This window comes from Acinetobacter sp. YH01006, from assembly GCF_013420445.1.
Lineage (GTDB): Bacteria > Pseudomonadota > Gammaproteobacteria > Pseudomonadales > Moraxellaceae > Acinetobacter > Acinetobacter pseudolwoffii.
Genome location: NZ_VOYB01000014.1, coordinates 58,536 through 64,710 on the forward strand (window position 1 = coordinate 58,536; position 6,175 = coordinate 64,710).

Below are 6,175 nucleotides of genomic sequence, written 5' to 3' on the forward strand. Positions count from 1 at the left end.
ATTTTACCACCAACGTGTTTTTTCACGTGTATGGCGCTGCTTAAAACGTGAATAGACATTATTGTTTTCTTCGCGCTGTAAGCGATCAAAGATTTCAATCACCAACTGCCCCAGTGGATGAACAGCACAAATTTGGTCGAGTCGCCAACGCATGTTTCGTAACGTATCATCCGTTCCAACAGCAAAAGCTGAAGTACCATCAAACAACGCATAACGTTCTGTTTGTAATTTTGTTTGGTGTTCTAAGTTGACTTGCAAGGATTGATCACACAAATAACGTTCAGTTTCTTGGAGCTTCAAAGTATTAATCAATACCACCGCATTCATTAATATTGCTTTGAGTGTCATATCATCATGCAAATCTAAAAACGTATCACACGCTGAAATTAACCATCGAATATTTAAAGATCTTAAGAGAAAATCTCGTTCAACAGTCCAAAGCCCTTTAAACTTTTCAAAATTTTCTTGAACGTCCACTTCACGACGAATCAAGACAATCAAGCTTGCATGATAATGGTTTAGAGCAGACTGTCCCACAAATTCATGTTTAAGCTGCTCGATATGCTCATTGAGATCTTTTGCTGAGCCATGAGTATATTTAAGCTCGTTACCCTCAATCACTTGAGATTTTAACAACTCAATATCAACACCCTGAAGTTCAGCATATAGTTTATCTGCACCAAAACGACGTTGATGTCGACTAAATGAAAACCACTGTTCAAATTTACTTTTTTTTCTTACAGGCATGTTCAAAAAACCAATTTATGACAGCTTACTGCCAAGCATCCTTAATCCATTTTGATGGCAACACATAACGATACCATTTACCACCACCGCCATTGACTGCATCAGGTGGATTAATTTCACCATGAAACACAATAATTTTGGCACCTTCAGGCTTCACTGGGGGCTTGAAATAAGCCATCGGAATTTTTTGCAGGCAATGATATTTATAACTCTTACACCAGCTTTCTGGCCAATAAGTCTGCTTACCCTCTTTATCTACATACCAAGACAAATAAGCCTGCTCATTACGGAATTTCTGACGGATTTCATCAAAATTTTCACGGAAATACGGTAAAAGTCCCGGAAATGCACCCAGTTTAAAACGATACACCGAACTGTTGCCGGTAATCCGCCAAGGACGTTTCCAGTCATGGATAATCAGAAAATCACCCGGATAGCTAAAGAACTCATCGATGTTATCGACAATCACCACATCAAGATCGAGAAATAGCGCATTGCCCTCTAAACCATACAGATCAGGTTCAAAAGTGGACAGCTTATTCCAGCCACGTTCAGGCGCACCTTCAGGCAATGCCAAAGGTGGAATTGGGAAACATTGTACTTCAGGATTAATTCCTTCCGTACGATCCGTCAGACAGACCATTTTGAAATCGACTGTCGTATGTCGTTTAACCATGTTGTATAAACGATTGACATATTCAGAACCGTATTTGGTTCCCCATTTCATACAAATAACGATGTTACTCATTGCGTATGCTTAAGCTCATCTTAAAATCTTCTGGATACCGAATATGATGACATAAGTTCGGCAGAATAAGTATATCCCTTAAAAAAAACCTCTCAAATGAGAGGTTTTTTCAATCAGTAAATTATTACTTATTTCACGTAAGTTAGCCAATGTGCATATTTAGGATCTTTACCCTGAACTGCATCAAAATAAGCTTTTTGGATTTGCGTCGTGATTGGACCACGGACACCTTCACCAATTTGACGGTCATCATATTCACGGATTGGGGTCACTTCCGCAGCAGTACCGGTAAAGAACGCTTCATCGGCAATATAGAATTCATCACGGGTAATACGGCGTTCAACCACGTCATAACCCAGGTCTTTGGCAATGGTAATAATGGTTTGACGGGTAATACCATCCAACGCACCACCGGCAATATCAGGGGTATGAATTACACCGTCAGTCACCAAGAATACGTTTTCGCCTGAACCCTGGCATACATAGCCTTGTGGATCAAGCAACATGGCTTCATCATAACCCGAATGCGCGACTTCCTGATGCGCCAGAATCGACAGCGTGTAGTTACCAGACGCTTTGGCTTTACACATGGTCACGTTTGGATGATGGTGGGTAAATGATGAAGTTTTCACGCGAATACCCTTCGCCATGGCTTCTTCACCCAAGTAAGCACCCCAGCTCCATGCCGCAACTACAGCATGAATCGTGTTATCAGTTGCAGCAATACCCAATTTTTCAGAGCCAATAAAAAGGATTGGACGTAAATAGCAAGATGCCAGTTTATTTTCACGCACCACATCAATTTGCGCTTGTTCTAATGTTGCATGATCAAATGGAACTTTCATTTGATAAATTTTTGCAGAATTCAACAAACGCTTGGTATGTTCTTTTAGACGGAAAATAGCCGTTCCATTCGGAGTTTCATAAGCTCGGACGCCTTCAAACACACCCATGCTGTAATGCAAAGTATGGGTTAATACGTGGGTTTTCGCCTCACGCCAGTCAACCAGTTGTCCATCTTGCCAAATAAAACCATCACGATCAGCCAAATTCATGCCACAAACTCCAATTTTTCACAATTATTCACTATCCAGCACAAAGCTTGCACTTGGATCAATTAGTCTTTGCCATAACTTGCAAACGGTCATTCGGGTATCGTGCCAGTCGCTTGCAGACACTTGCATGGATTGATTTGCAAGGGCTAAGCGGTGGCTCTCGGCGCGTTCACTGAGATAAGCTTGAATCAGAGCAGTCGCATCGTCGCTGGATAAGCAACCTGATTTTGCGGTATCCTCAAGAATTCTTACATTGTCGGAGAAATGGGCGAGATCTTTATTCGTCCCACTCCAGGCCAACACTGCATACTGTGCCATAAATTCGATGTCTACGATACCACCTGTATCTTGTTTTAAATGAAAAATTCCATCTTTTTTCTGCGCTTTGGAGGAGCCCAGATGATCCTTCATTTTCTGACGCATTTTTAGTACTTCTGCCCGCACATAATTTTCATCACGAGGCTGAATCAAAATATTACGGCGTAAGATTTCAAATTTTTGTCTTAGGCTTAGCTCACCCGCAATTGGACGCGCGCGCACCAAGGCTTGATGCTCCCATAACCAGGCACTCTTAAGCTGATATTGTTCAAAGGCTTTCAGACTGGTGACCAGGAGTCCTGCTTCACCAGAGGGACGTAAACGGGTATCGACCTCATAGACCCGCCCATCCAGGGTTTGCGTGGTCATCAATGACATGAATTTTTGTGCCACGCGCATGGCAAACTCAAAACCACTAATCGGCTTGAGTCCATCCGTATCGGCCTGTTCTCCCATAAAATGAATAAACACTAAATCCAAGTCCGAGCCATAACCCAGTTCAATGCCACCGACCTTGCCATAACCAATGACCGCAAAGGCAGTATGCTCGATTGAACAGCGCTTGCCTTCGGCATCGAGGGGAAAACCATGCCTTTTGGCCACCATCTGATAGGCCAAATGCAGAGCTGCATTGACAGATACTTCGGCAATATCGGTTAAGGCATCAGAAACTTTCATCAAAGGACTTTCAGCCAGAACATCACTGGCTGCGACGGCCAAGACATTGGATTTTTTAAACAGGCGCAATACCCGCATCTGATCTTCAACCTGATCAATCTCAATACGGAGTAATTGCTGGCGTAAAGAATCTTCCAGATCCTGTCGTTTCGGTAACTCAAAATCCATCGACAGAAACTCATCCAGCAATACCGGATATTGTGAGAGTTCTTCACAAATCCAGGGACTCACCGTGGCCATTTTCACCAGTCGTTGCAGTGCGCCTTTACTTTCAATCAGCATGACCAGATAGACAGTACGGCGCATCACCGACTCAACCAAGGGCATGAGACGCAACAACGCCATTTGCGGCTTGGCAGACTCCAGAATCGCTTCAATCAGATAAGGCCAAAAGGTTTTTAAACGTTGAATCGCCTTGGCCGGTAGCTTTTTCAATGCATGACCATGCCAGAATTCATGAACCAGATTCTTGGCGGCATCATCCAGAACATCGTTGAGCTTCTTTTCCAGCTGGACAAAACTTTCGACCTGGGCTTCCGGTTCATTTTCCTTAATCAGATGCTCAAACTGATAAATGACTTTGGCTCGCTTCTGGTTCAGGACAGTCATAAAATCTGACCAGTCTGCAAAACCTAAGGTCTCTACCATTCGCTGACGTAAATCAGGCTCAGTCGGTAAAGATTGGGTTTGTTGATCGTTTAAGGCCTGAATCGCATGTTCCACCCGGCGCAGGAACAAATAGGCATCTTCCAGATCTTGGACTGCCTGTTCATCCAAGAGTTCAGCATCATCGAGATGGTTCAGATTGACCAGACATTGGCGATCCTGCAATTCAAGTTTGGCTCCACCATAAATCAGCTGAAAGACCTGCACGATAAATTCAACTTCGCGAATACCGCCAGCACCGAGCTTGATATCATCTTCAATATTACGCCGCTGGACTTCACGCTCGATCATGGTTTTCATTTCGCGCATGGCTTCAAAAGCACTGTAATCCACGTATTTACGAAAGACAAAAGGACGGGTCATGTCAAGCAGGGCATCACCTTCCGGACTTGGATTGACAACACGCGCCTTGATCCAGGCATAGCGCTCCCATTCACGGCCATGCTGACTTAAGTATTTTTCTAAGGCCACATGACTAATGGCCAGGGCTGAACCATCACCCCAAGGACGCAGGCGCATATCGACCCGGAACACAAAACCATCCGCCGTGATCTGATCCAGCAGGTGAATCAGTTTTTGTCCCCACAGGATGCAAAACTGCTGCACATCGATACATTTGCGCCCATCGGTTTCACCCTGTTCATCGAAGGCAAAAATCAGGTCAATATCACTGGAAAGATTAAGTTCTTGCGCGCCGAGTTTGCCCATAGCGATGACAATAAGATCCTGAACTTTACCGTTATAAGCAATCGGCTGGCCATACTTGGCAGCAATCGGCATACGGGCAAAATCTTTGGCTGCACAAATACAGGCATCGGCAAAATCGGAGAGTTCTCGGGTGAGGGTAATCACATCGGTCAGTTGATTGGCATCCTGCCAGATCCAGCGAAACATCAGGCGGGCCCGCAGAATACGCATGGCGCGCATCCAGGCGGCTTCGTCTATAATATTCAGGATACAGTGCTGCACCAGCTGATCAATATATTCCCGACTGAGTGCAGCCTGAAACTGGTCAATTGCATAATCCTGTTCCAGGAGGCTCTGGTGATTGGCCAATACCTGTTCAGCATATTGGCTTGCTCTTAAGGTTTTTTGCAATTGTGTCGCATTCATCACTCAACTCTTCCCCCGAAACGTTCTGCCTAGTTATAGCAGGAGTTTTGTCTCAGGGGGAGTGTTTTAGTTTGAAATTTATCAAATGAAGCGTCAAACTCTGTCCTTCAGAGCAGAGATATAAGCGACACGACATAAAATGTCGTTTTAAGAATTGCCCAACATAGGGTATAGAGAAAAAATTGTTAATATAACCACATGAAAACACTTAAATTACGCATAAAAGACAAACATTGCAAGGTGCTAGACCAATTAGCATCTGAGGTGAACTTTGTCTGGAATTATGTCAATGATTTAGGGTTTAAACATCTAAAAAGAAAAGGTGAATTTCTATCAGCCTATGATGTTGCCAAATACACCAAAGGCGCATCGAAAGAATGCAATCTACATAGCCAAACCATTCAGGCTGTTACAGAAGAATTAATCACTCGAAGAAAACAGTTCAAGAAAGCAAAGCTGAAATGGCGTGTGAGCAATAAGAAGTCAGCGAGAAGATCACTTGGTTGGATTCCTTTCAAGAAAGTAGCAATCAAATACGCTGATGGATATGTTCAGTACGGCAAGCATCAATTCAAGTTATGGGATAGTTACGGATTAAGTAAATACAGCGTGAGAACAGGCTCATTCGTTGAGGATAGTCGTGGACGGTGGTATGTATGCCTTGTAGTGGATTCATCTAAGCAAAATAAACCTACTGCAACTAAAGCGATTGGTATTGATCTAGGTTTAAAAGACGTTGCCACCTGTTCTGATGGTACTGTAATTTCAAATCCTAAGTTCTATCGGAAATATGAACAGAAATTAGGTATTGCTCAACGAGCCAAGAATAAAAAACGTGTACGTGCATTAC

5 protein-coding genes are annotated in these 6,175 nt (G+C 43.4%); 1 reads left to right on the plus strand and 4 read right to left on the minus strand.

Annotated elements, in window-relative coordinates:
* Positions 1-3: 3 nt before the first annotated feature.
* From FTT73_RS12000 to glnE, 4 genes are all read right to left on the minus strand, one after another.
* A complete protein-coding gene (locus FTT73_RS12000) occupies positions 4-747 on the minus strand; it encodes a hypothetical protein (protein ID WP_180078610.1) in 744 nt (247 codons plus the stop codon).
* Between the two features lie 25 nt (positions 748-772).
* Positions 773-1,495: a glycosyltransferase gene (locus FTT73_RS12005; RefSeq protein WP_180078612.1), complete on the minus strand. Its 723-nt coding sequence runs from the start codon at positions 1,493-1,495 to the stop codon at positions 773-775.
* Between the two features lie 128 nt (positions 1,496-1,623).
* Positions 1,624-2,550 carry a branched-chain amino acid transaminase gene (locus tag FTT73_RS12010; protein ID WP_074384043.1) on the minus strand — a complete coding sequence of 309 codons (927 nt, stop codon included), beginning with the start codon at positions 2,548-2,550 and terminating at the stop codon, positions 1,624-1,626.
* Between the two features lie 24 nt (positions 2,551-2,574).
* On the minus strand, positions 2,575-5,325 hold the full coding sequence (glnE, locus tag FTT73_RS12015; protein ID WP_180191479.1) for a bifunctional [glutamate--ammonia ligase]-adenylyl-L-tyrosine phosphorylase/[glutamate--ammonia-ligase] adenylyltransferase: 2,751 nt from the start codon (positions 5,323-5,325) through the stop codon (positions 2,575-2,577).
* A gap of 198 nt (positions 5,326-5,523) precedes the next feature.
* Here glnE and FTT73_RS12020 point away from each other — a divergent pair.
* Positions 5,524-6,175: transposase (locus tag FTT73_RS12020; protein WP_180191480.1), on the plus strand; the 652-nt coding region annotated here is incomplete at its 3' end.

Coding starts and splice junctions, on each gene's coding strand:
- FTT73_RS12010 (WP_074384043.1), bottom strand. CDS start 2,550: ATGAATTTGGCTGATCGTGATGGTTTTATTTGGCAAGATGGACAACTG.
- FTT73_RS12000 (WP_180078610.1), bottom strand. CDS start 747: ATGCCTGTAAGAAAAAAAAGTAAATTTGAACAGTGGTTTTCATTTAGT.
- glnE (WP_180191479.1), bottom strand. CDS start 5,325: ATGAATGCGACACAATTGCAAAAAACCTTAAGAGCAAGCCAATATGCT.
- FTT73_RS12005 (WP_180078612.1), bottom strand. CDS start 1,495: ATGAGTAACATCGTTATTTGTATGAAATGGGGAACCAAATACGGTTCT.